21 protein-coding genes are annotated in these 23237 nt (G+C 55.1%); 11 read left to right on the plus strand and 10 right to left on the minus strand.

The features are described 5' to 3' along the window. Positions 1-12: 12 nt before the first annotated feature. The gene (locus tag HCU74_RS15060; protein WP_168451242.1) at positions 13-1221 is read right to left on the minus strand and encodes an acetyl-CoA C-acetyltransferase; all 1209 of its coding nucleotides are present in this window, start codon (positions 1219-1221) and stop codon (positions 13-15) included. A 164-nt stretch (positions 1222-1385) separates the two neighbouring features. Here HCU74_RS15060 and HCU74_RS15065 point away from each other — a divergent pair, with 164 nt between their 5' ends. Next, positions 1386-2393, plus strand: a complete 1008-nt coding sequence (locus HCU74_RS15065; RefSeq protein ID WP_168451243.1) for an AraC family transcriptional regulator — start codon at positions 1386-1388, stop codon at positions 2391-2393. Between the two features lie 723 nt (positions 2394-3116). Here the strand turns inward: HCU74_RS15065 and HCU74_RS15070 are convergent. The 4 genes from HCU74_RS15070 to HCU74_RS15085 form a co-directional block, all read right to left on the minus strand. Continuing rightward, positions 3117-3674, minus strand: coding sequence for a hypothetical protein (locus HCU74_RS15070; protein WP_168451244.1), 558 nt, complete (start codon positions 3672-3674; stop codon positions 3117-3119). Then, positions 3664-4845 (minus strand): phosphotransferase, encoded by a 1182-nt coding sequence (locus HCU74_RS15075; protein ID WP_168451245.1) that lies wholly within the window; start codon positions 4843-4845, stop codon positions 3664-3666. Before HCU74_RS15075 ends, HCU74_RS15070 begins: the two co-directional genes overlap by 11 nt. 38 nt (positions 4846-4883) lie before the next feature. Next, entirely contained in the window at positions 4884-5816 is a 933-nt protein-coding gene (locus HCU74_RS15080; RefSeq protein ID WP_168451246.1) for a DUF7064 domain-containing protein, read from the minus strand. Positions 5817-5945: 129 nt separating this feature from the next. Next, the gene (locus HCU74_RS15085) at positions 5946-8378 is read right to left on the minus strand and encodes a TonB-dependent receptor domain-containing protein (RefSeq protein WP_168451247.1); all 2433 of its coding nucleotides are present in this window, start codon (positions 8376-8378) and stop codon (positions 5946-5948) included. 331 nt (positions 8379-8709) lie between these two features. On the opposite strand from HCU74_RS15085, the gene HCU74_RS15090 reads away from it, so the two are divergent. From HCU74_RS15090 to HCU74_RS19860, 5 genes are all read left to right on the plus strand, one after another. Then, a complete protein-coding gene (locus HCU74_RS15090) occupies positions 8710-9432 on the plus strand; it encodes a response regulator transcription factor (protein WP_168451248.1) in 723 nt (240 codons plus the stop codon). 306 nt (positions 9433-9738) lie between these two features. Further along, the gene (locus HCU74_RS15095; RefSeq protein ID WP_210425304.1) at positions 9739-10257 is read left to right on the plus strand and encodes a MauE/DoxX family redox-associated membrane protein; all 519 of its coding nucleotides are present in this window, start codon (positions 9739-9741) and stop codon (positions 10255-10257) included. Between the two features lie 10 nt (positions 10258-10267). Further along, the gene (locus HCU74_RS15100; RefSeq protein WP_168451249.1) at positions 10268-10849 is read left to right on the plus strand and encodes an exopolysaccharide biosynthesis protein; all 582 of its coding nucleotides are present in this window, start codon (positions 10268-10270) and stop codon (positions 10847-10849) included. A gap of 93 nt (positions 10850-10942) precedes the next feature. Next, positions 10943-11620, plus strand: coding sequence for an MBL fold metallo-hydrolase (locus HCU74_RS19855; RefSeq protein ID WP_210425305.1), 678 nt, complete (start codon positions 10943-10945; stop codon positions 11618-11620). A gap of 18 nt (positions 11621-11638) precedes the next feature. Beyond that, positions 11639-12334, plus strand: coding sequence for a rhodanese-like domain-containing protein (locus HCU74_RS19860; RefSeq protein WP_210425306.1), 696 nt, complete (start codon positions 11639-11641; stop codon positions 12332-12334). A gap of 24 nt (positions 12335-12358) precedes the next feature. On the opposite strand, the gene HCU74_RS15110 is transcribed toward HCU74_RS19860, so the two are convergent. From HCU74_RS15110 to HCU74_RS15120, 3 genes are all read right to left on the minus strand, one after another. Beyond that, positions 12359-13036 carry an expansin EXLX1 family cellulose-binding protein gene (locus HCU74_RS15110; protein ID WP_168451250.1) on the minus strand — a complete coding sequence of 226 codons (678 nt, stop codon included), beginning with the start codon at positions 13034-13036 and terminating at the stop codon, positions 12359-12361. Between the two features lie 114 nt (positions 13037-13150). Further along, complete coding sequence (locus tag HCU74_RS15115; RefSeq protein WP_168451251.1) at positions 13151-14191, minus strand: hypothetical protein; 1041 nt, start codon at positions 14189-14191, stop codon at positions 13151-13153. 126 nt (positions 14192-14317) lie between these two features. Next, on the minus strand, positions 14318-14755 hold the full coding sequence (locus tag HCU74_RS15120) for a low molecular weight protein-tyrosine-phosphatase (protein ID WP_168451252.1): 438 nt from the start codon (positions 14753-14755) through the stop codon (positions 14318-14320). A 223-nt stretch (positions 14756-14978) separates the two neighbouring features. On the opposite strand from HCU74_RS15120, the gene tkt reads away from it, so the two are divergent. From tkt to HCU74_RS15145, 5 genes are all read left to right on the plus strand, one after another. Next, a complete protein-coding gene (tkt, locus tag HCU74_RS15125) occupies positions 14979-16976 on the plus strand; it encodes a transketolase (protein WP_168451253.1) in 1998 nt (665 codons plus the stop codon). Next, on the plus strand, positions 16976-17980 hold the full coding sequence (locus tag HCU74_RS15130; RefSeq protein WP_168451254.1) for a type I glyceraldehyde-3-phosphate dehydrogenase: 1005 nt from the start codon (positions 16976-16978) through the stop codon (positions 17978-17980). The genes tkt and HCU74_RS15130 overlap by 1 nt, the downstream gene beginning before the upstream one ends. Before the next feature lie 82 nt (positions 17981-18062). Then, positions 18063-19226 carry a phosphoglycerate kinase gene (locus tag HCU74_RS15135; RefSeq protein WP_168451255.1) on the plus strand — a complete coding sequence of 388 codons (1164 nt, stop codon included), beginning with the start codon at positions 18063-18065 and terminating at the stop codon, positions 19224-19226. Between the two features lie 96 nt (positions 19227-19322). Next, positions 19323-20387, plus strand: a complete 1065-nt coding sequence (fba, locus tag HCU74_RS15140; RefSeq protein WP_168451256.1) for a class II fructose-bisphosphate aldolase — start codon at positions 19323-19325, stop codon at positions 20385-20387. 248 nt (positions 20388-20635) lie between these two features. Continuing rightward, on the plus strand, positions 20636-21595 hold the full coding sequence (locus HCU74_RS15145; protein WP_168451257.1) for an alpha/beta hydrolase: 960 nt from the start codon (positions 20636-20638) through the stop codon (positions 21593-21595). Positions 21596-21599: 4 nt separating this feature from the next. Here the strand turns inward: HCU74_RS15145 and HCU74_RS15150 are convergent, their stop codons facing one another. Together HCU74_RS15150 and serA are read right to left on the minus strand one after the other, a co-directional pair. Beyond that, on the minus strand, positions 21600-21971 hold the full coding sequence (locus HCU74_RS15150; RefSeq protein WP_168451258.1) for a hypothetical protein: 372 nt from the start codon (positions 21969-21971) through the stop codon (positions 21600-21602). Beyond that, on the minus strand, positions 21971-23197 hold the full coding sequence (gene serA / locus HCU74_RS15155; RefSeq protein WP_168451259.1) for a phosphoglycerate dehydrogenase: 1227 nt from the start codon (positions 23195-23197) through the stop codon (positions 21971-21973). Before serA ends, HCU74_RS15150 begins: the two co-directional genes overlap by 1 nt. Positions 23198-23237 lie beyond the last annotated feature (40 nt).

The following is a 23237-nucleotide window of genomic DNA, read 5'->3' on the forward strand; positions in this document are numbered from 1 at the left end:
GTTCGAGGCCGTTTAAACCCGCTCGATGATGGTAGCGATGCCCATACCGCCGCCTACGCACAGTGATAACATGGCGCGTTTAAGGTTGCGGCGCTCCAGCTCGTCGAGCATGGTGCTGACCAGCATGCCGCCGGTCGCGCCCAGCGGGTGACCCATGGCGATGGCTCCGCCGTTGACGTTGGTGACCTCGTGGCTGATATCAAGGTCTTTCATGTAGCGCATGGCTACCGAAGCGAAGGCCTCATTGATTTCCCAGAGATCGATGTCCGAGGCGGTCAAACCGGCTTTTTCGAGGGCTTTTTTTGCGGCGGGGCCGGGGCCTGCCAGCATAATAATAGGGCAGGTAGACAGTACCGCAGTGGATACAATACGCCCACGTGGTGTCAGCCCGAGATCCTTCCCTGCTTTTTCGCTACCGATAAGCACAGCAGAGGCACCGTCAACGATACCGGAGGAGTTGCCTGGGGTGTGTACGTGCTCTACGCGGAGCAAGGTGTTGTACTTGCGTAAAATGATGTCATCAAAACCAATGCTGCCCATCATGTCAAACGACGGCTTTAGACTGCCGAGGCCTTCCATTGTGCTGTTGGGTTTAATGAAATCGTCTTTTTCCAGAATAGTCAGGCCGTTGCTATCTTTAACCGGCAGTACTGAGCGGTCGAAATAGCCATTGTCGCGCGCATGGGCGGCACGACGTTGCGATTCCAATGCAAAGGCGTCAACGTCTTCACGGCTGTAGCCGTCAAGATTGGCGATAACATCGGCGCCAATGCCCTGGGGTACGAAAGAGCTATCCATTTGGAAAGAAGGGTCGCTGGCCATGGCGCCACCGCTTGAGCCCATGGGCACCCGTGACATTGATTCCACGCCGCCCGCGACGACCAGGTCTTCCCAGCCAGAGGCAATTTTTTGTGCGGCAAAGTTTACGGCCTCGAGGCCGGATGCGCAGAAACGATCCAGCTGTACGCCGGCGACAGACTCATCCCAATTAGCACGTTGCACGATCATTTTGGCAATATCTGACCCTTGCTCACCAACGGGGCTGACACAACCCATGACGACGTCATCGATGTAGGAGGTGTCCAGATCATGGCGGCTTTGCAAGCCTTTAAGTAAGCCTGCGCCAAGATCGATGGGCTTGACCTCATGCAAAGTGCCGTCTTTTTTGCCCTTGCTTCGCGGGGTACGAACTGCGTCGTAGATATAAGCGTGATTTGTCATTGTCTTCCTCGTTTTGTCGTTACCCGGCCCTTATTCGGGCTTGAGGTGGAGCAGTTTGGGGAATAAACAAGACTGATGCCATGGCATAGGCTATCGAAAAAATCGTCATTTTCTGACATTTCGTGTTAGAGTTTTTGACGGTTTATTGTTTGTGAGGGGCGGCTATGCAGGCGGCTACAGTATCACCAGTATATGTACGTATGGCGCTGAACGGCGCGATAGCTAAAGGCTATAACCCTGAAGAAATACTGCAGGCTCAGGGGCTTCCTCCTCAGATTCTCAGTAATCCCCGCTTGAGAATATCGACCTTGGCGTTTGCCGGCTTAACGCAGGCGCTGGTCGAACTGCTCCGGGACGAGACCGTGGGCTTGCTGGCAAGACCCTCACCAATAGGCACCTTTTCTCTTATGGCAAAGGCCTCGCTCAGCTGTGGAAACATATTGGAGTCCATGCAAACGTGGCGCGATTCCACTAATTGGCTGTCCAGTAGCGCGAATTCACACACCTTTTTCGACAGCAACGGTGGTTTTATTGCCTTTAATGGTCAAAAAAGCATAGGCATTAAGGATAGCTATATTATCGAGTCCCTGATGACGGGGTGTCATCGTTTTCATTGCTGGCTGGCCAACGAATTTTTGCCTATAGAGCGAGTAGAGCTGGTAGATTCGGAACCGCCTTTCAGTAGTGAACACCGCTTTTTATTTTACGGTGCGCCGGTTCACTACGGTCAAAAACGGAATGCGATGCATTTCAGTGGTGCTACATTGCGGCAAGGCAACTTTAGAACTCGTGAGGAATTAAGTGAGTTATTCGATCATCACATCGCTGCGATTATGACTCAGCCGCGGCAAAGTAATCGTGTGTCGGTCAAAGTACGGCTTTGGATGGAGCGTTTATTTCGAGAGGAAGGGGGCTTGCCTCTTTTGGATGAGGCAGCAAGTTACCTTGGTTTGACCGAGCAAACACTGCGCCGTCGGCTTAAAAAAGAGGGCTATGCGTTCAAGCAGATTAAGGAAGATACCCGACGAGATGTGGCTATGCACTATATAAAGCAATCCAGTCTAAGTGTGGAGGAGATCGGACTTCGCCTGGGGTTTTCGGACGCCAGTGCGTTTATACGCGCTTTTAAAAATTGGGCAGGTGTAACACCGCTGGTGTATCGAAAATTGTGATTGGGCGTGGGCGTGGGCGTGGGGGGCTGATTTTGACATTGATTAATAACGGAATAGTCTTTTCGTTCAATGGTAGGTGGTCAAGGATCTTTAAACTCTGGTGCGGTCAACGTCTGAGCGTATGATGCGACCCGTCGGGGTGTGTCCTGCGGCGTTTATCCAAAGCACTCACTGAGCTCGGAGGCAGGCTCTCAGTCGCTTGTGTAGTGCAGCACATCGCGCTCTTTCCGCCTTGCCGGGCGCCAAAAGTCCATCCAGAAGCTGGTTCGACTTTCTTGGCTGTCGAGCGTTGAAGTACTCGTCTACATTTTTTACCCGGAATTTGGCTTTCGCGATCACCTTGGCTGTAATGGATTCCGCAGGATCGGTGGAACCCTCAAGGGGCTCCGGAAACCCAACCAGCCAGGTGTGAAATTCAACCAGCCTTTTTGGTGTTTTCCCGGATCGACCTCGAAGCTAAGGTCGATCCGGGCGTTAAACCTCTTGCAGAGGTTTCCGAGTTCGGTCAAGGAAGCGCTAGTGTACGGCACAGTTTGATGTGCGATGGCGCTCGGCTCGCGCCCGTGATGTATCTGCAGCGCCAGGCGCAATTCCCTGACAGCATACGGCCGACGGGCATGATCGTCTATTTGGTATTTGCGTAGGTAAAAACAGAAATAGCGGGACGGGTGACGCCGGTACGCGTACTCTGTGATTTTCGAGGTTTGGTGATAGGGCCACGTCCTAATCCTCGATATTCTTGTAAATATACAGGAAGGAATTGAGCATCTCGTCCATATCCGGCAAGTCCCGCACATCAGGATCGAGATTGTTGCTTTTAAACCACGTTCGTTCGCGGGTAGACTGGCAATGATTATAGTTCAGTATTTCCTTAAACATCGCCGACTTGAACTCGGTACTACCGGCTGCGTAGGCACTGCGAACCAGTTCGTCGATCGCCTGACCGAGCTGGGCTGTTAGCTTGCTGACCCCTGTTACGGTAAGAGGCAAATCGCAGGGCAGTTCGGTGAGCGCATGAGCCAGGTGTTGAGCTTTGGTCAGGTTATGAGAGCCGCCTTTGGCCAGATTTACCAGGGTGTGGGCCAGTGCTGCCATGTTGTCAAAGGATCCTTTTTCGTAGAGATAGGCATTGTCCCATTGCTCGTTGAGGATTTTGAGGTGTCCCAGCATTAGCGCGGCCTGTTCAGCGGCAAAGCTCTCGTCTTCGCCTATGGCCGGTATGATGACACTTTCCAGCGCTTTACTAAGGTTGTTTATTCTCGTAGTAATATCAGGCAGCATTGCTGGTGTCCTCACGCAATAGTTTTTCGATTTGGTCAAGAAATACAGCACCTGCAGACCCCAGCCAGGTTATCAACAGGTCCTGGTGATTGTTACTCCTTTGGCCGGCAATGATTGCACTGGAAAGGTCCATGATTGCGCATTTCCAGGCATTCAAAACCTCGTAATAGCGAAGTACTTCGGGAAGAATGCTTCGCCCTGACAGTCGCTGATAATCAGCGATAAATTTTTCCCGTTCCATCAGGCCGCATACCAGGAATTTTCCTTCAGCATTCCAGCTTCCGAATAACTTTTGCAGTATCCACGACAGGTCTTCGTGGAAATCGCCGAAATGGGCCAGCTCCCAGTCCAGAATTGTGGTAATCCTGCCGCTGGGTTCCTCAAACATAAAGTTGCCCACTCGGTAGTCGCAGTGCACCAGGCACGGCTCGGCACACACGGGAGCATTTTCGCGCAACCACTGTTCGGTAAGTGTGATCAGTGGCACGGGCTCGACGCCGTCAAGTCGCCAGATTTCAGACCAAAGATTAACCTGGTAGAGTGCAGCTTCGGTGGTGTTGGCTTTGGGGATAACATAGTTGGGAAGAGCAGCGTTCTGCCAACCTTTCCAGGAGTGCAGCCGCACAAGAATGTCGAGAAACTGCGGGGCGATTATATCGGCGTAGTGGCCATAGCTTGAGCCAATGCCGGAAACACTCTGGCCGTCCATGGCGGTTGGCTTGGTCACCCCGGAGACAAAGCCGGTAATCAATCCGGGGTTATCAAGCCATTCGCCCTCGCCATCTACCGCTAGGATGGGCGGCACCGGAAAATGTCCTGCCAGGGCTTCAAGTAATTCAGCCTCACGCAAGCGGCAGGTTTCGACAATACCTTCCAGTGGATCCATTCGTAGAACGTAGCGTTGCGGCTTGGATTGCTCCTTATGTGTTAGGGTAAACAAAAATTGTTCCTTGGAGGCCCCGCCCGTCATTCGCTTTACGCCGCTTATCGCAATATCGGACATACTCCGTGCAGAGAGGAGGCGTGTTAAGGATTGCTCGATGTCGCTTGCTGTCTTGGGTCGGTACGGCCCCAGCTTGCTGCGTTGAAGTTTACGCTGAAGAACGTATGCCATTCGCGGCTCAATCAGATCGGGGCGATGGTTATTCTGTTGTAAAGCTCGTGTTGTCATTGTTTCTACCTCAAATCCGGGGCGTGAGTCATAAAGACTCAGTTGCCGTTACCCTGCCAGGGAAAGCTAAAACCACCCTCTGCCATGCCGTAGCCTTTCGTCCCGTCGGCCAAGGTGTACTCCATCATCTGCTCAACAAACATGAAGGAGTCGTAGGGGAACATCCAACGAAACAGTGGCTTTCCAGTAAAGTCCCACAAGCGCCCCTTCTCGTCCCAGACCTTCCAGTGCACCTGTTTGAACCCGATGTCATCGTCTTCATAGGTAATGACTTCCTCAATCTTGTCGAGAGTTAGCCAGGATTCGCCATCGTGCAAAATTTTCTGATAACTGTCGCCTTGGGTGGTGATTCCGTGAACCGCTACACACCCTACCCCGTTGTCAAATATTGGCCATGCGAGACGATAGTGTATCAAGCCTGTCCAGTTGCGCGGGCCGACGCTCAAGTCACGGAATCCTTTGTCATTGATGTCAATTGTTTCGTTGCTACGTAGCCTGATCTGTCCTTTTACATTGCAAAAACCCTCCGGATGAACATAGGTAAGTTCTTTTGCAATAGCATCGTTTTCGCCGCTCTTGCTAAGTGCAATACTGTCGCCCATTGGGTGTATAAGGTCCCACTCCAGTTCGGCGTAAAAATCCTCTGTCTCCACCTTTACTGTGGCGGTTTGCTGTGGCCTGGTAGCCTTCATGGTAATACCGGCTACCGTAATGCCGGGGTCAAGGCGTTGCGTTGTGTAGGGTAAATTCATATTCAGACGGGTAAAGAGTGGCTTTCCATCCCTGAAAAAAATCGCGAAGCAATTTACCTCTCCAACGTTCTCAAGTATACCTATGCGGAAAAAGCCACCTGTTTTTTTATGACGGTCGTAAAAATTAAAATAATAGCTTTGATTCCATTTGTAGATGTCCGGGTTAGAGATCAATTTCTCGATGTTTTCGGTCATATACTCTGTTGTCAGGTCAGGCATGTTGATGTTCTCCGGCGGCTATCGCCGCGTCATGTTTATTGTGGAAGCCAGTCCGACGATATATCGCCGAAGGCTGCTGGCTATGGTTCGCATGTAAATATTAATACCGCAAGTAAGAGGGTTAACGCCCTAAAAGGTATAGCCAAGGCTTAGCCCGAAGGTGCGCGGGCGGCCGACAAAGCGCGCAGATGTGTCGGAGGAGGCGATAACATTTGTTGTATAGTACTCATCGAGAATATTTTTACCCCACAGGGTTACGCGCCACTGGCCGTCGGCAGAGCGGTAGCCTAGTCGTGTATTAACAACGCGATAGCCTTCCATTTCATTAAACCTGGGCGTAGTCGACTTTGCGCCGGCATCGAGTTGATCCTGGGTGTAGCTCAGCCTGCTGCCGCCAAATGCTGCGTCTGATTCGCTCTGACCGTTAAGATTTAACCCGACAAACCATTCTTCGCCCAAAGCCAGCGGTGCGGTGTATTCCAGGTCAATCATATAAGTCAGCTCGGGTGTAAAAGGTATCGGGTCACCGGAGAAATCTTCTTCGCCTGTTGCCAATACCAGCGATCCATTGCCATCGCTTACAGCTTCACTGGTAAAGCTTGCACCTTGATACTGTTTGACCTCGGATTGAAGGTAGGTAAACGCCGCCGAAATTCGCAGTCGCTCAGTCAGCTGCGCTGTGGCGTCAGCTTCCAATCCGTAGACTTCGGTTTCGGGCACATTCTCGAGGCGATCCAAAAAGCCGAAAATAGGGTCGAGTACTTTGGTCCGTAGCTGTTTGTCGGTGTAGTCGTAGTAAAATGCTGCACCGTTGAGTTGGATTGAGTTACCGGCAAGGGCGTGTTTAAAACCCAGCTCATAGGCGAGAACGGATTCCTGAGTAACGGGGTTTAGCTGGAAGAAGTTAGCTGCTGCGAGCGCCGGGTAGCTGCCGGACTTAAAACCTTTGGATATGTTTGCATAAAGCAGGGTTTCATCCAGAAGGGCGTAGTCGATGCCAAGGCGCCAGGATCGGTTGTCTTCATTTAATTTATCCCGGTAGGCATCGCCAGGCACTGAGTTTTCATTCAACGTATAGCAGTCGTTTACACCAATGGGAGTAAAGGGCGTTGTGCCGAAGGCATCTCCCAGTGCGTTGAATAAGGTGGCGACATTGGCGCCGTCACCCGCATCTATCGCGCCGGCCATATTGGCAGCAGCGTAGTTACAGCTTTCCACCTCATTGCTGGAGTCTGTATATCGACTACCAATCTTGATAGTAAGCACATCATTGAGGCTGTAGTCCACATTGCCAAATAGAGCAAAAGTGTTGATATCCTGATCCAGCGCTATGCCACTGGAGTTTATATATGCATTTTGGTCGGTGTAGTTTGTTGAGTCGATATAACGCAGCACCTGGTTTTCCTGGGTGTTGCTTTGTTCAAAATTGGCGCCGATTACCCATTTCATTGACGCGTCGACTGATGCAAGGCGCAGCTCGCTGATCCAAGTGTCAATTTTACCGGTGCTGGGGGCTAGGTCGAAAAGCACCAAGGGAAGGCCGTCGCCGTCTGTGGCCTGCTCCTGCTCGAAATCCTGATAAGTCGTCAGGGCGGTCAAGGTCATTTGGTCATTAAGGTCCCAGTCTGCACGTAGCACCAATTGGTAAAAGTCTCGCTTCGAGTAAGGCGGGGAGTCTGCGGACCAATCTGCAGCCGTATTATCTTCCCTGCTGAATTCCTGGGCTGCTATCGCTGCAAGTGTGCCAGGAGGATTGCCGGTGGCGGCGTCTGTTTTGATAGCGGGATTAAAGGCGACGTACTGTTGGGCTTGTGGCTCGCTATCTTCTTGCCACGCATTGGCGTTAAGTAGGTAGCGGGCGTTGTCTGTGGGATAAAATTCCAAAATTATACGGCCCGAAATATATTCTTCCTCACCATTTTTGTCTTTGCGGCTAGCACTTTTTTGCCAGCCACCCGTTTCCAGACTGGAGAATGAAAGGCGTCCGCCGAGGGCGTCGCTCAAGGGCCCGCTGACGTAACCGTTAACTTCGCTTCGCGAGTAGTTACCGATACCGATCTCTCCGCCGGCCTCGAACTCATCCCCGGGCTTTGAAGAAATAAAGTTGATCGCTCCGCCGGTAGAGTTTTGACCAAACAGTATTCCCTGCGGGCCTTTCAGAACTTCTACTCGCTCAAGGTCCTGTGCAGCGTGGCTGGCCAATACTGGAAATGGCATCGGTGCCTCGTCAAGATACATGCTGGTTGCAGGGTATGCCCCGAGACTCTGTTCGTTAAATCCAATCCCCCTGAGAGTGAAAATCGGTGTATTCGATGCGCTTGACGAAAATACCAGTCCCGGCACTACTGATGATATTTCTTCGAGTGAGGTGAGCTTTTGTTCTGACATTCGCTCGCCACTGACAGCCGATATCGACAAGCCTACATCATTGATGTTTTCGGATCGCTTATTGGCCGTGACGATAACCTCCTCTAGAACAGGGGCGGAAAAAGCAGTGCCGGGCGTCATTGCAGCACTAAGTAAATAAAGGGAGCAATAACGCTTTTTATGATTTTTCAGCATACTTTGATTTCTCTATTGAAAATGGATATTGACCTTTGATTGTTATGTCAGTAGAGGTCGTTATTATTCGCGCTGCATTCAGAAAGGAATCAATCGCGATTCTGGATGCGTGGCATGGACAGAGGGTCGTTCAAGCGCAACGCCTCGATCACCATCTTGCAAGAAACGATAGCATGCGTATGATAGGGGGGTAATAGACGGAATCCAGTCAATTTACGCTTAACCGAGGCGGCCGGTGTGTCGCCGTTGCTGTTCAAGGCCTGTTTGATAACGCCTATGCTAAGCTGATGATATTTCTAATAAATATAAACGATAGAATGGCGCATCGATAATGCATAATTACGATTTTGAGGTGGCTAACTTTCGCTTTGCTCGGCAAGTCCTGAGACGGAGTAGAGCAGATGGGATAAGCCTGTTCCTTTACGACAAGCGAAACGGTGGCGATATTCTCTTTTTACATCAGCAGAATACGCGGGCTGAGGCAATGGAAGCCTATCGGCATCGGCTGCATAAACATGACTCATTTCTTAATGGTCTTTCCGGTGCGGGGCGCGAGGTAACTCCTTGTTATGCCGTTAAAATAAGAGAAAATATCGTGCCGTCGAACACGATGCAAAGACGGAGTGATAGCTTGTATTGGCAGGGGCTGGGCAATTTCGGGTACCAGGAAACCGCGAGCATGATTTACTCGCTATCCAATAGCCTGCATTTGGTTATCGGGATGCAGGTCACTGAAAAACGTCGACACCTCAGTGTGGATGGAGCGCTCGCGACTATGGAGGATTGGCTTAACTATAGCAGTGACTATATTATCGAGCAGTCGGTAGACTCTTTTCGAAAATCAGATCAAGGCAGCTCGCTGCAGCGGGAGCTTGCCCGGGCCACCAAAAGAGAGCAGCAGGTTATTTGCGAAGTGCTCCAGGGGCGTAGCAACAAGGAAATTGCGGAGGTGCTTTCACTTTCCTACTATACAGTGGAAAATCATTTACGCCGCATCTATAAAAAATTCGGTGTCCATAGCCGCACGGCATTAGTTTCTATGTTGCATAGATAGCGACTCGTTTTAGTGGCAGCTTTTTGAAGAGGTCTGTCACTGCTCAGGTCATCGCCGGAAAATGTAGGTCTTCTATAGTCATTGATGGCATTTAATTCCTTTCTATTGAAGGGCCTTTACTTGCGCTCGACAAAGGCAATTATTGTACCGCTTTTTCAACTGAGGCTCGGTTGAACTCCCCCAATATCTCTCTGTCCCTTACTAAAACGATGTCACTGCTTAGGCGGTAGGCAGTTGGTTTTATGCACCGATTTTCGTGAGCAGGGCATTCGGCGGTGAGAATTGTGAGCTCTATGGGAGGTTGTTGTGGCGACTACACCTGATTTCAAAAAACAGGCGGAGGATCGTGGCAAGCATTTGTCCGATTATCGGCCCTTGCTGGTGCTCATTCTGGTGTCGGCAGCGGTGGGCTATGCGGTGTCCCGGTCTTTTCTCCCTGGCATGGTCGGCTGGATGCATGGGGCGATGGGGGTGTTTTTATGCGTCTTCGCCATGTTGAAGTTGTTCCATCCCGGCGCTTTTGCCGATGGTTTTGCCATGTACGATTTGCTTGCCCATCGATGGCGTCCTTATGCCTATCTCTATCCCTACCTTGAGTTGTTTTTGGGATTGGCCTATCTCGGCTTTTTTGCGCCGACCCTGACCTATGTACTGACGCTGCTGTTGCTGGGTTTTAGTGCCGTCGGTGTGGTGTCGGCCCTGCGGCGGGGTTTGGATATCAATTGCCCGTGTATGGGCTCGGTGCTGGATGTACCTCTCAGCACAGTTACCCTGACGGAGGATTTGGGAATGATTGCTATGGCGCTGATGCTGTTGTGGATGTAATGGGGGCGTGATGGAGGCTGATACTGGAAGCCTGAGCGAATTGATAGACGGTTTGCAATCGTCGGTGAAGCGCCGGGAGCGGGTGTCTGTTGGTGTGGTGGTCGATGCGGTTGGCCGTCGCTCCTTCGGTCCGTTGTTGCTCATTGTTGGCTTGGTGATTTTGTCGCCCTTGAGTGGTGTGCCAGGGGTGCCAACCCTGCTGGCGCTGTTGGTGATTTTGGTCGCGCTGCAGTTATTGCTGGGTTGGCGTCAGGTTTATATTCCCGCCTGGCTGATGCGCCGGTCGCTGGATCAGCGCACCGTGGTCAAGGTGCTGAGTGGGTTGCGCGGGCCGGCCGAGCGGGTGGATCGGGTGATGCAGCCACGACTGTCTCGCTTAACCAATCGCAAAGGCAGCGTGGTGATCGCCCTGGTCTGTCTGCTTATTTCCATATCGATGCCATTAATGGAGTTGCTGCCGTTCTCTGCTACGGCGGCCGGGCTGGTGTTGACGATGTTTGGTCTGGCGCTGGTGTTCCGCGACGGTCTGGTGGCCCTTGTTGCGCTGGCCTTGTACATGGTGGTCGCGGGAGGTATCTGGCTGGGGCTATAGGGCTTCTTTCCGCGCGGCCGGTGTGAGGAAAAATTGATATACGGAGGGGGAGGGTGACGCCGAATGTGTCGGCGTTGCGACCGGGGCGGACCTGTGTGGGCCGCTGCTTATTATTCTGGGAGGACGTATGGAATTGAAACCCCTGGTATAGCCCACTATGCCTATCTGATTGCCGATGGCGGTGAAGCGGCAATTGTCGATCCGCGCCGTGATATTGATGACTACCTCACGGCCGCGCGACAGCTCGGCAGTCGAATTCGCTATGTTATTGAAACCCATCGCCAGGAAGATTTTGTTATGGGCAGTGCCCACCTGGCCGAGCGCACCGGAGCCGAGGTTGCTAATGGCGAACACGAGCTATTTGGCCACGGCGACATTCGTTTGAAAGACGGTGAGAGTTTCTCGGTGGGTAAGCTAACGGTGAAGGCCCTGCACACGCCGGGGCACACACCGGAAAGCATGTGTTACGCCGTCTATGCGCCCGAGAATGAGCAATCCCCCTGGTGTGTATTTACCGGCGATACCCTGTTCTTTGGAACCACTGGGCGTACTGATCTGCCCGACGCGGAGCGGTCGGTAGACAATGCGGGCCTGCTCTACGACTCGGTGCATAATAAAATTGCCGGGCTTGGCGACCGTGCGCTGGTGCTGCCCGCCCATGGTCCCGGCTCTGTGTGCGGCAGTGGTATGGCAGAGCGGCCCTATTCCACCCTTGGTGATGAGAAGGGCTACAACGAGGTGTTTACCCTTTCCCGTGAGGACTTTGCTTGAAAGAAAGGCGGAGAGCGTTTGTCCCGCCCGCCTTTCTTTCGGCATATGGAGAAGGTGAATCTGCAGGGAGGGTTGCCGCCAGTGATCGCTCCCGGGGTGGTTGAATTACTGGGTGTTGAGGGGTTTGCCGAAGAAAGTGAGGGCGAGCTGGTGATTGATACCCGCGAGCCGGAAGCATATGCCGGCGGACATATTGCCGAGAGTTACAGTATCTGGCTGGGCGGTCTGCCGGTTTTCGGCGGTTGGCTGGGCGATGAACACAGCCCTGTTTATCTGGCCACCGACAGAGAGGGGGATGTCGACACTGCGGCGATGCACTTGTCCCGCATCGGTATAGACAAGGTGCGGGCGGGCCTTGCCGGCGGGTTTGGTCGCTGGCGCAGCTCCGGCAGGGGTATCCAGCGCGCCGCCACGCTTTCTCCTCGAGAACTATCGGTCAATCTCGATGACTACCAGCTGTTGGATGTGCGCGAGGTTGATGAGTTTGACGGGGGGCATATTCCCGGTGCGCTCCATTGTTTTGTTGGCGAGCTGGAGTCAAGGCTGGAGCATTTGGCTTTGAAACGGGGTTGCCCCGTGGTGGTGACCTGTGGCGTGGGGCACCGCGCCGGTATCGGGATCAGTATCCTGCAGCGGGCCGGTTACAGACAGGTGTATAACCTGCTCGGCGGCATGAGCGCCTGGACCAAACTCGAACTGCCAATGGCGAAATGAATAAGATGGTCGTCCGAGAGGATGTCAGGGGGCGGAGTCGCTCTCCACGATCTGTTTGGGGCTGACGTCCGCCCCGGGTTGGAGTGTGACACCGTGCAGCTCTGCGGTGAGTCCGGTGAAGTCAGTAAGGCGAAAGTCGTAGGGGCCGCGGCCCATGCCGCTGTGGGCTATGAAATAGTTATACGGCTCCCGCGGCAGGGGCTGATAGGCACCTCGGCCTGCCGAACGGTATGCCAGTTGAGCGATGGGGTAGCGATGGTTGCGCACCTGCACCGCTGTCCACCACTGGCTGGAGCCCTCTTTGAAATAGAGAGTTGGCTTGCCGCCGTGATCGTTGGAGACATAATGCCAGCGGATGGGGATTCGTCCGGTCACGGCCGGAGCGATGGTGGTGAAAGCACGGCGATCAAGGTCGATATCACCGGGAGCGCATTCGGGGCATTCGTCGTCGATGCGTACCACCACGCTGAGGTCGTTGTCGGTATTGGTGACGACAACCAGTCCGCCGCAGGCCGCTGAGCCCTGATAGTCAGTGGCGTTCATCGCTGCGGTCATTACGTGCCGGGGCGTCGGGAAACTACAGTGGCCGCCGCCTTGATAGTCGTAGTGGGTGCCCTCGCCAGCGTGTGTCGAGGTATCTGCCAACAAAGCTGCGCTGGCAATGAGGGTTGTGAGTCCAGTGATGCTGAGTCGGGTTCTCATTACATCTCCTGGTGCACGCGTTTTGCTGGCGGCACACGGTGCGCGAAAAGGCGCTACATTACATGCATTCCAGAATGCGCCTTTTCGCTGCCGCTGACCAGTGTTTTTGCTGCGCTATTCCTCGTCGGCGTTTTCCCAGCTGATGGTGGGCTGGCTTTGGGTGGCGGCCGGAGCAGCAGGCTGTGGAGGCGGTGTAGCGACGACGCTGGCAGTGGGGGGCGAAATGGCCTTGGACAGCGCGCGAGCCTGGGCCATAAACGACTGGCTTTGCAGGTCGGGGATGTTGGCCTGCTCATTGATGGTTTGCAGCAGTGACTCCACATAGAGGGCGTACTGCTCGGCTTTTTCCCTGTTCAATTCAACCAGTTTCGCCGCTTCCTGGCCCACATAGTAAGCGCGCTGGGCGGCGACATAGGCATTGTGGGTGACCCGCACGACGCCTTCCCGGTCGCGGTAGTTCTTGCGTATAAAGTCCTCGGCGAACTCTATGGCCGCCTCGGCTTTTTCAAAGGTGGCCTCAGCGAAGTCGTCAGCGTCAATGGATTCCGCTTCGTCCAGCTTGTCGATGGCGATATCCAGGTGGGTGGTCTTCAGGGTTTCGGCCTCCACCTCGGCGTAGTATTCCAGCACGTCGGCCTCGTCGTCCTTGGCTTTTGCCAGCAGGCCTCCCTCGATGTCGCGAATCAGGTCTTCAAGTTTGTTGACCGCCTTGCGGTAGAGCTTGGGATGAATGGTGTCGGTTTTCAGTTCCAGCAACACTTTTCGATGATCCAGCACGCGACTGAGCTGGGTTTCGACCTTGGTCTTGTTGGCGTGGGCGTCCTCAACCAACTTTTTGGCGGCGAAGGCGGCACCGGTCACCGCAATCTTGTCCTCCGGGGTTTCCATTTTTTTCAGGATTTTACGTGCGGTGTCCAGCTTGTCTCTGGCCTTTTCCATATGGGAGGGGGCGTAAAACATCAGTTCCTGGGCAGTGGCCTGGGTGTAGAGCTCAGTGGCCTGGGTCAGGGCGTCTTCCGGGGTGATTTCGGTGGCGCTGGCCTGCTGCTGGGCCTGAAGTTCAATCTGCTCGCTGTTGGCTACGTGGGTGTTGGTGCAGCCAGTGGCGAGGGCGAAGGCGCCGGCGACAATGACAGCGAGATGAGGCTTTATCATGCTAAGTCCCTTTAGTTCCAGGTCGTGTATTTCGGTGAATTGCCGGTAACGTTACAGTAACTTCGGCGATAGGTCGAATGGCGGGGGATAAAATCGGAAATTCGTCACAGCGTGTTGCTGCAGGGTTTACAGATATTTCACCCAGTCGTCGGTAAATTGGTCCAGCAGGTTATACACGTGGTCGAAGGCCTCCCGGCTTTTCTTGTAGGGGTCGGGAACCTCCTGGCCCTTTGACCACTTGCCGAGCAGGAAAGTTTTGCCGCCCACCTGCGGGGCGAGGTCGTTAATGCCTTTTATATGACGACTCTCCATCGCCAGAATCAGGTCAGCGTTTACCAGCATGTCGCGGGTGAGCTGGCGGGCGGCGTGAGCGCTGCAATCGATGCCGTGTTCACTGAGCAGGGTCGCGGCGGTGGGGTCTACCGGCTTGTCCACCAGGGCGCCGAGTCCGGCAGAATGCACCACAATCTGGGGTTTGTTGCCAAGTTTTTGTTTAAGAAGGTATTCGGCGCTGGGGCTGCGGCAGATGTTGCCGATGCAAACGATAAGAATGTTGTTAAACATGAATGTGCTGGCCTGAGTCATTCCTTGAGACTTAATTCTCCCTGTCCGTGCGGAAGGGTGCAAGTCGGTGGTGCTTTTTCTTCGGTTTGAGCGATAGTTTGGCAATTAAATGTGTCATAGGCTCCAGCGTGCGGCCATTTTCACGGTCGAGATGTTTGCTGTATCGCGCCGGGTAGGGGAAAATACGCCCCTCTTTGCTGCCACCGACTTTCAGGAGCCCTCAATGCCTTCACGTAGCGATCTCGCTAATGCTATCCGCGCTTTAAGTATGGACGCCGTTCAAAAGGCTAAATCCGGTCACCCCGGCGCACCGATGGGGATGGCCGATATTGCTGAGGTTCTGTGGCGGGACTATATGCAACATAATCCCGCCAACCCTGAATGGCCCAACCGCGACCGTTTTGTGCTGTCCAATGGGCATGGCTCCATGCTCATATACTCCCTGCTGCATCTCACTGGCTACGAACTGTCTATTGAAGACCTGCAAAATTTCCGTCAGCTGCACAGCAAGACCCCTGGTCACCCGGAGTATGGCTACACCCCCGGTGTTGAAACCACCACCGGGCCACTGGGGCAGGGTTTGGCCAACGCAGTGGGTATGGCGGTTGCTGAAAAAGTATTGGCGGCCCAGTTCAACCGCGACGACCACGCCATTGTTGATCACTACACCTACACCTTCCTGGGCGATGGCTGCATGATGGAGGGCATCTCCCACGAAGTTTGCTCGCTCGCGGGCACGCTGGGGCTGGGTAAATTAATTGCCTTTTATGATGACAACGGTATTTCCATCGACGGCGAGGTTGAGGGATGGTTCAGTGATGACACCCCGGCCCGCTTTGAAGCCTACGGTTGGCAGGTTATCCCCGCGGTAGACGGTCACGACAGTGCGGCCATCGCCCGTGCCATAGAAGCCGGTCGCGCAGAGCCCAACAAGCCGACGCTGATCTGCTGCAAAACCGTTATTGGTAAAGGCTCGCCGAACAAGCAGGGCAAGGAGGAGTGCCACGGTGCCCCGTTGGGTGACGATGAAATCGCCCTGACCCGGGAAGCGCTGAACTGGCCCCACGGTGCCTTTGAGGTGCCTGAAGAAGTCTACTCCGCCTGGAGTGCCCGGGAGGCCGGCGCCGCTGCTGAGAAACAATGGCAGGACAAGCTCGCCGCCTATAAAGCGGCCTACCCTGAGTTGGGCGCCGAGTTTGAACGCCGTGTAAACAATGAATTGCCCGCTGATTTCGCCGAGCGGGCAACGGCCTTTATCAACCAGTGCCAGGATGAGGGCAAGGAAGTTGCCACCCGTAAGGCATCGCAGCTGTGCCTGGATGCCTATGGTGAGATGCTGCCCGAGCTGCTCGGAGGTTCGGCGGATCTGGCGGGGTCCAACCTGACCTTCTGGCAGGGCTCCAAGCCCATCTCGGCTGAAGACGCCAGCGGCAACTACCTGCACTACGGTGTGCGTGAGTTCGGCATGTCGGCAATGATGAATGGTATCGCCCTGCACGGCGGCTTTATCAACTACGGCGCGACCTTCCTGGTATTTATGGAATATGCCCGCAACGCGGTGCGTATGGCGGCGCTGATGAAACAGCGCGCGATTCACGTCTATACCCACGACTCGATTGGTCTCGGTGAAGACGGCCCGACCCATCAGCCGATTGAGCAGATTGCCTCGCTGCGTGGCACACCGAATATGTCGCTGTGGCGGCCCTGCGATATGGTGGAATCCGCCGTGGCATGGCGCTCCGCCATCGAGCGCACCGACGGCCCCACTGCATTGATCTTTACCCGTCAGGGCTTGCCCCATCAGCAGCGCAACAGTGCGCAATTGGCGGCGGTGGCGCGGGGCGGTTACGTCCTCAGTGATTGCGAGGGTGAACCGGAAGCCATCATTATTGCCACCGGTTCCGAGGTGAAGCTGGCGATGGCCGCCCAGCAGACCCTGGCTGAAAAGGGGCGTCGGGTGCGGGTAGTGTCCATGCCTAGTGTCGACGTGTTTGAAAACCAGGATGGCTACTACCGCGAGTCGGTATTGCCCAGCGGTGTGTTGGCCCGGGTGGCGGTCGAAGCCGCCCACAAGGACTACTGGTACAAGTTTGTCGGCCTCGATGGTCGCATTGTCGGCATGGACAGCTTCGGTGAATCTGCTCCGGCGGGCGAATTGTTCGAGTACTTTGGCATTACTGCCGCGGCGGTTGTTGAGGCTGTAGAAGAAGTTCTCGACTGATGCTGCGACTGGCGATAAATGGCTATGGTCGCATCGGGCGCTGTGTACTGCGCGCCCTGTACGAGTCGCCGCTGCGTGACCGAATGGCCATTGTCGCCATCAATGAACCGGCGGATCTCGACACGATTGTGCATCTCACCCGCTACGACAGTACCCACGGGCGCTTTGTTGGCGCGGTGGAAAAAGGCATCGCGAGTTTGCATATCAACGGCGATGCCATTGCTGTAAGCCACCACGAACGCGCCGAAGATCTAGACTGGGGGCGTCATAATATCGACGTGGTGCTGGAGTGCAGTGGTAATTTCAGTACCCAGCCTGAGTTGGCAATGCACCTGGAGCGCGGCGCCCGCCATGTGATGCTGTCCCAGCCCGGCGAGGCGTCGATTCCCACGATTGTCTACGGCTTGAATCACCTTGAGTTAAGTGCCGAGCAGCGCATTATCTCCAACGCGTCGTGCACTACCAACTGCATTACGCCGGTGATCGATGTGTTGCACAAGGCGTTTACGGTGCGCTCGGGTTGTATTACCACAATCCATTCGGCGATGAACGACCAACCGGTGCTCGACGCCTACCACCACACCGATCTGCGCAAGACGCGAGCGGCGGGGCTGTCGATGATACCGGTAGACACCGGCCTGGCCGCCGGTATTGGGCGTATACTGCCGGAACTGGATGGTCGCTTTGCGGCGCGGGCAGTGCGTATTCCGACCAATAATGTGTCAGCGATGGAACTCAGTCTGGCGGTGCAGGCCACAGTGAGCAGCGGCGAAGTGAATGCCGCCCTGCAAATGGCGACCCGTGGTCGACTCGCCGGGGTGCTGGGGGTAAGTAACGAGCCACTGGCCTCCTGTGATTTTAATCACGACCCGCGCAGCGGTATTGTCGATTTGGCGCAAACGCGGGTAGCCGATGAGCTGGTCAGTGTGTTTGTGTGGTTCGACAACGAGTGGGGCTACGCGTCGCGGATGCTTGATGTCACCGCGCACTGGCTACAGGACTAAATTTCCCGGCGGCGTCAGTGCATTGCCGGGTAACTCAAAACGGGATGTGGCCGCGGCCACGGAATAGCATCAGGAAGTGACTATGAAAGTATTGAAAATGCGTGATCTCGAACTGGCCGGTAAGCGGGTGCTGATTCGTGAGGATTTGAACGTACCGATCAAAGATGGCGCAGTGAGCTCGGATGCCCGCCTGCGTGCGGCGCTGCCCACCTTGCGCCACGCTTTGGCGCAAGGTGCCAAGGTTATTGTGATGTCCCACCTCGGGCGTCCGACCGAGGGCGAGTTTGAGCAGCAGTACTCCCTTCAGCCCGTAGCCGATTATCTGGCCGAGGCACTGGCTCAGCCCGTCAAGCTTGTCGCCGATTGGCAGCAGGGGGTTGAGGTTGCCGATGGCGAGTTGGTGTTGCTGGAAAACGTTCGCTTCAATGCCGGTGAAAAGAAAGACAATGAAGAGCTGGCGAAGGCCTATGCCGCGCTGTGCGATATTTTTGTTATGGATGCCTTCGGCACCGCCCACCGGGCCCAGGCCTCGACCCACGGTGTTGCCAAATTTGCGCCTGTGGCTTGTGCGGGGCCGCTGTTGGCCGACGAGCTGGAAAATCTGGAAAAAGCACTGGCCAACCCGGCTCGCCCAATGGTGGCGATTGTCGGTGGCTCAAAGGTGTCAACCAAGCTCACCGTGCTGGAAACACTGTCTGACAAGGTCGATCAATTGATCGTCGGGGGCGGTATCGCCAATACCTTCCTCGCCGCCGCGGGCCACAACGTGGGTAAGTCGCTGTATGAGGAAGACCTGATTCCGGCGGCCAAGGCATTGATGGAAAAGTGTGATATTCCCCTGCCCAGCGATGTGGTGACAGGCAAGAAGTTCGACGAAAACGAGCCCGCCACCCTGCGTCCGGCGGAAAACGTCGGCGATGATGATATGATTTTTGACATCGGCCCGGTTTCTGCGGCGGTCTTGGCAGAAATCCTGCGCACGGCGGGCACGATTATCTGGAATGGCCCGGTTGGCGTATTTGAGTTTCCACAGTTTGCCGACGGCACCGAAGAAATCGCCAAGGCGATTGCCGAGTCTACCGCCTTCTCGATAGCCGGGGGTGGTGACACCCTGGCTGCGGTAGACCAATTTGGTATTGCCGATCAGGTGTCGTATATCTCCACCGGTGGTGGCGCCTTCCTCGAATATGTTGAAGGTAAAGTGTTGCCCGCAGTGGCGATACTGGAATCCCGGGCAAACGGTTAACAGGCGGTGCCGGGCAAAGATTGCGCCCGGCGTCGAGTAACGAGTTTTAGCGACGACAAATCAGCGACTTAAATTACAGCGAAAGGATTATCAACTATGGCACTTATCAGCATGCGTCAAATGCTGGATCACGCCGCCGAATATGGATACGGCGTGCCGGCTTTCAACGTCAATAACCTGGAGCAGACCCGCGCTATCATGGAAGCGGCCCGCGCCACCAATAGCCCGGTCATCATGCAGGCCTCAGCCGGCGCGCGAAAGTATGCCGGCGCGCCCTTTCTGCGTCACATGATTCTGGCGGCCATTGAGGAATTCCCCGAGATTCCCGTGGTGATGCACCAGGATCACGGCACCAGCCCTGCGGTGTGCCAGCGCTCTATCCAGCTGGGTTTTAGCTCGGTAATGATGGACGGCTCGTTGCGTGAAGACGGCAAAACCCCCGCCGATTACGACTACAACGTAAACGTGACTCGCACCGTGGTCGATATGGCCCACGCCTGTGGCGTGTCGGTGGAGGGGGAACTGGGTTGCCTGGGTTCGCTGGAGACCGGGCAGGCCGGTGAAGAAGACGGCGTTGGCGCAGAGGGCACCCTGTCCCACGACCAGATGCTGACCGACCCCGAAGAAGCGGCGGACTTTGTTGCCAGAACCCATGTTGATGCGCTGGCAATCGCCTGTGGCACCAGCCACGGCGCCTACAAATTTACCCGTCCACCCACGGGAGATATTCTGGCCATCGACCGTATCAAGGCGATCCACGCGCGGATTCCCGACACCCATTTGGTGATGCACGGCAGTTCCAGTGTGCCCCAGGACTGGTTGGCGATCATTAACGAGTTTGGCGGCGAGATTCCCGAAACTTACGGTGTGCCTGTTGAGCAAATCGCCGAAGGCATTAAATACGGTGTGCGAAAGGTGAATATCGACACCGATCTGCGTCTGGCCTCCACGGGTGCTATTCGCCGCTTTATGGTGCAGAACCCCAGCGAGTTTGATCCGCGCAAATACCTGAAAGAAACCATTACCGAGATGAAGAATATCTGTATCGCCCGCTACGAAGCGTTTGGCGCGGCGGGTAATGCAAGCAAGATCAAGCCGATCAGCCTTGAGGCCATGTTCGGTGAGTACGAATCAGGGCGTCTTGATCCCAAAATCAAGTAATCCTGCGGGCACAGCGGCGTCTTTGAGCGCTGCTGTGCCGCTTTTTACTCCAGCGTATTTCGGCGCAGTAGACTTCCCCCCCCCCTCCTTTATTCCCACCACTTTTCCCAACTCGCAAGTAAAGCGCCAGACCTATTCGCGGTTCGCTTGCGGCAACTGACGCCTGCCGGCTAATTCCCGCCAACTTCAAACTGCCATCCCGGCTATACTAGGTCAGCGAAATCCAATAATGAGTCAATGGAAGTTGTATGTACTGGCCTGAACGTGTCGATCAAACCGCCCTCCCTGAATTACTGCCCCTGTCTACTGAAAGCACCGTTAACAGCCTGCCCTGGTTGGGGGAGTATTGCGCCTATTACGGTATCGATTACGAAAAGGACTATGACGGACTGCGCCATTACATCGGTTATGTAGAGGTCGGGCAGGATCGGCTTGCGACCCAGGTTTTCAGTTTGCCCGGTGCCAGATACACGGCGGTGGTGGTTCACGGTTACTACGACCATGTTGGCCTGTTCAATAATGTTATTGAGTATTGCCTGCGCCATGAGTGTTCCGTGGTGGCCTTTGACCTTCCCGGGCACGGCCTGTCATCCGGTGAGCGGGCGTCGATAGACAGCTTTCAGCGTTATCGGCAGGCATTGGTGGGAGTTCTGGGGGAGGTCGGCGGTTTCAACCTGCCGACCACACAGATCGCCATCGGACAAAGTACCGGTTGTGCGGTGCTGGGCTCGCACCTGTTGGACGGGGGCGGTGAGGATTTTGCCAAAGTGGTGCTGCTGGCGCCGCTGGTGCGCCCCTGTGGTTGGCGCAGTGGCAGCTTGGTCTACCCCTTTGTGCGACTGTTTATGAGCAGTTTGCCCCGGCGCTTTGCCGATAATTCCGACGATCAGGCATTTCTTGAATTCTTGCGCGAGCGGGATCCCCTGCAGCCGCGTATTTTGCCGTTGGACTGGGTGGGTGCCTTGCGTAAATGGTTGCCCTGGTTTGAGAAGCTGCCCTCGACGGATACCGAGGTGCTGATTATTCAGGGCGATGCCGATGAGACCGTAGACTGGCGCTACAATTTGCCGGTGTTGCGCAAGAAATATCGGCAGTTGAGCGAGGTGTTGATTCCGGGGGCGCGCCATCACCTGGTTAAAGAGGGAGAGGCCTACCGGGCGCTGGTGTGGCAGGCCTGCGATGATTTTCTGTTCGACAGCAAATCCTAGCGACTCAGCCTACTGACGGCGGAGTGGTATTGGCCACCCACTCCCACCACTGGTGTTCACCCTCGGGCTTGTCTTTGTCCTGACAGCGGTGCACATTCCACGTGACCAGGTAGTCGGGGTTGTCCAGCGTCTCGCCGTCGCTGCTGCGATAGCTACCCTTCGGGGCGATAAACCACGGCGCCATCGACGACGGCAGGGTGAACTCCTGGTCGTTCGGCTGGCGCAGGGTAATACCATCACTCGGGGTAACTCGAACAACGGTGCCGATCAACATGCGTTGCTGAAGCGCGTCGCCATTGATGTCGAAATAGCTCAGGCCTACCACCGCCGATTTTTCGACGAGGGCGGCCAGCTCTGCAGAGAGTATCTCGGTCATCAGAACAACAGACGGCAGCGGATGGTGTCAGGAATCTGTGACAGCTTTTCCTGGGCCAGCTCGCTGGATGCCTGGTCGATATCCATTACCACATAACCAATTTTGTCATTGGTTTGCAGGTACTGACCCGAGATGTTGATATTGTTCTCGGAGAATATCTGGTTAATGGCGCTGAGAATGCCGGGTACGTTGCGGTGAATGTGCAGTACGCGGTGCTTGCCGGGGTGGGCGGGCAGGGCGACTTCTGGGAAGTTCACCGACGAGGTCGTGGTGCCGTTGTCGGAATATTTCACCAGCTTATCTGCTACTTCCAGGCCGATATTCTGCTGGGCCTCGGCGGTAGAGCCACCGATATGGGGCGTTAGGAAGACATTGTCGAATTCCCGCAGGGGCGAAATGAATTCGTCGCTGTTGCTCCGCGGCTCTTCGGGGAACACGTCGATGGCAGCGCCAGCCAGATGGGCGTCGCTGAGAGCGTTGCAGAGAGCGTCGATATCGACCACGGTGCCACGGGAAGCGTTGATCAAAATGGCGCCGCGCTTCATCTGGGCGAACTCATTTTTGCCGATCATATCCTGTGTTGAAGCGGTTTCCGGTACGTGCAGGCTGACGATATCCGAGGTGGCCAAAAGCTCACCCATGCTTACTTGTACCGCATTGCCCAGCGGCAGCTTGTTGACCACGTCGGTAAAACACACTTCCATACCGAGGCTTTCGGCAATGACAGAAAGCTGCATGCCGATGGAGCCGTAACCGATAATACCCAGGCGCTTGCCGCGAATTTCATAGGAGCCGACGGCGGTTTTCATCCACTCGCCTCGGTGGGCGGCGGCGTTCTTCTCGGCGATGCCCCGCAGCAGCAGGATCGCTTCGGCAATCACCAGCTCGGCTACCGAGCGGGTATTGGAAAAGGGCGCGTTGAACACCGCGACACCGTGCTCGGTGGCGGCCTTGAGATCGACCTGGTTGGTACCAATACAGAAACAGCCGACGGCAATCAGCTTTTTCGCTTCGGCGAAGACGTCGTCGGTCAGCTGGGTACGCGAGCGAATGCCGACAAAGTGGGCGTCGGCAATTTTTTGCTTCAGCTCATCGTCGGGCAGTGCCTTCTGGTAGTAGTCGATATTGGTGTAACCGGAGGCATGAAGTGCATCCACCGCAGACTGGTGAACGCCTTCCAGTAGCAGGAACTTGATTTTTGCCTTGTCGAGGGAGGTTTTAGCCATCGGGATGTTCGCTCTCGAGGAGGTGAAGTGAAAGCCGGCT

The sequence above is a fragment of the Spongiibacter thalassae genome, from assembly GCF_012272835.1.
In the GTDB taxonomy this organism is placed as follows: Bacteria; Pseudomonadota; Gammaproteobacteria; order Pseudomonadales; family Spongiibacteraceae; genus Spongiibacter; species Spongiibacter thalassae.